This window comes from Pseudomonas sp. YuFO20, assembly GCF_035064975.1.
In the GTDB taxonomy this organism is placed as follows: Bacteria; Pseudomonadota; Gammaproteobacteria; order Pseudomonadales; family Pseudomonadaceae; genus Aquipseudomonas; species Aquipseudomonas putida_AE.
In genome coordinates this window covers 1-1,427 of the sequence record NZ_JAXDEO010000142.1, presented here as the reverse complement: position 1 = coordinate 1,427, position 1,427 = coordinate 1, and the positions used below count along the sequence as shown (strand labels likewise).

Annotated in this window: 1 protein-coding gene; it reads left to right on the top strand. The window is 56.6% G+C overall.

The features are described from left to right. Positions 1–86 precede the first annotated feature (86 nt). Positions 87–1,418 carry an IS4 family transposase gene (locus SOP85_RS30960; protein WP_323629399.1) on the top strand — a complete coding sequence of 444 codons (1,332 nt, stop codon included), beginning with the start codon at positions 87–89 and terminating at the stop codon, positions 1,416–1,418. Positions 1,419–1,427 lie beyond the last annotated feature (9 nt).

Below are 1,427 nucleotides of genomic sequence, written 5' to 3'. Positions count from 1 at the left end.
CTAATGCCGATCAGTTAAGCCATCTCGCTTGACCTTTGGCCGCAAGAAATCAAAATCCGATGCCTGAACTGGCATCGGATTTTTTTATGCGTCTCGCTCGGGCACTGGAACTGACCCACAACTTCGCTTCCACTCCAAACTCAATCGAGGGATTGGATTCCTTACTCGATCCTTCTTTGGTCGAGCAGGCGCTTGAACAGGCCGGCGTGGCGACGCTGCGCAAGCGGCGCTTGCCGCTGGAAATGATGCTCTGGTGCGTGATTTCCATGGCGTTCTTCCGGCGCATGTCGGCGTGGGATGTGGTCAGTCGCATGAACATCATGCTGCCGGGGCAACGCCCGTTAGTGGCCCCCAGCGCCGTAGTCCAGGCACGTCAGAGACTAGGTAGCGAAGCCGTACGACAAGTCTTCGACCTGACTCAGAAAAGTTGGCATGAAGCAGCTGAGCATCCGACTTGGGCCGGTTTGCGCTTGTTGAGCGTCGACGGTGTCGTCTGGCGAACGCCTGACACCCGCGAAAATCGAGCGCGCTACGATTCGGCCAGTAACCAGCACGGCGACACCGGTTTTCCCCAGGTACGCATGGTCTGTCAGATGGAATTGACGAGCCACATGTTGATCGGCAGCGCATTTGATGGCTATCGCAGCAACGAAATGAAACTGGCCGAACAACTGATCGACACCACGCCCGATCACTCGTTGACCCTATTCGATCGCGGTTTCTACTCCCTGGGATTGCTGCACCAGTGGCAGCAAGCAGGCACCGAACGCCATTGGCTGATGCCACTGCGCAAGGGTGCGCAGTACGAAGTTGTTCAGCGTTTGGGCCGTCAGGATGCCATGGTCTCGTTAAGCACTTCGCCGCAGGCCCGCAAGCAATGGCCGGGACTGCCCGAGCGCCTGATTGCGCGACTTCTGAGCAAAACCGTCAAGGGCAAGGTGTGTCAGATCCTGACGTCGATGACCGACCCGCTGCGCTTCCCGTCTGACGAAATAGTCGACCTGTACAGCCAGCGATGGGAGATCGAATTGGGCTTTCGGGAGATGAAACAGACGCTGCTCAACAGCAGCTATACCTTGCGCAGCAAGACACCCGAGATGATCGAGCAGGAGCTGTGGGGCGTGTTGCTGGGCTACAACCTGTTGCGCTATCAGATGGTAGAAATGAGCCGTCACTGTCCGGGAATTTACCCGTGCGAAATGAGTTTTACCGCCTGCACCTGGGCAATTTTAGGGTTTATCAACAGCGTCTCGGCCGACCGCTCCGGGAACATCCCCAAATACCTGGCCGAGCTTCATGCTTCAGCGCCGCACTATGTCCTGCCTCATCGGCGAGAGGAGCGTATTTATCCCCGAGCCATCCGGCTCAAATCGCCGAAGTATCCGATCAGAAATAAAAATGCCAGTCAGCTTAACTGACTGGCATTA

What these genes read in the sequence shown, in the direction of transcription:
- SOP85_RS30960 (WP_323629399.1), top strand. Translation starts at nt 87, where the DNA reads ATGCGTCTCGCTCGGGCACTGGAACTGACCCACAACTTCGCTTCCACT.